This is a genomic window from Corynebacterium sp. HMSC055A01 (assembly GCF_001809405.1).
Classification (GTDB): domain Bacteria; phylum Actinomycetota; class Actinomycetes; order Mycobacteriales; family Mycobacteriaceae; genus Corynebacterium; species Corynebacterium hesseae.
In genome coordinates this window covers 178,761-179,030 of the sequence record NZ_KV797598.1, presented here as the reverse complement: position 1 = coordinate 179,030, position 270 = coordinate 178,761, and the positions used below count along the sequence as shown (strand labels likewise).

The window sequence follows — 270 nt, the reverse complement described above, 5'->3', positions numbered from 1 at the left end:
GCTCATCCCCGCTCACGCGGGGAGCACTGATTGACATAGCGATTAGCTCCGCGACAACGCGGCTCATCCCCGCTCACGCGGGGAGCACAGTCAATGTTTCTGCGTTGCGACATCATGCTCCGGCTCATCCCCGCTCACGCGGGGAGCACCTTGGTGGACAGCGCGGCATCCTCAGACTGGGCGGCTCATCCCCGCTCACGCGGGGAGCACCTTGCGAATCCGATTCACCAGCTCGATAATCGCGGCTCATCCCCGCTCACGCGGGGAGCA

At 64.8% G+C, this 270-nt stretch carries 1 CRISPR repeat array.

Annotated elements, in window-relative coordinates:
- Nucleotide 1: 1 nt before the first annotated feature.
- Nucleotides 2-270: a CRISPR direct-repeat array (repeat unit 25 nt; unit sequence CTCATCCCCGCTCACGCGGGGAGCA).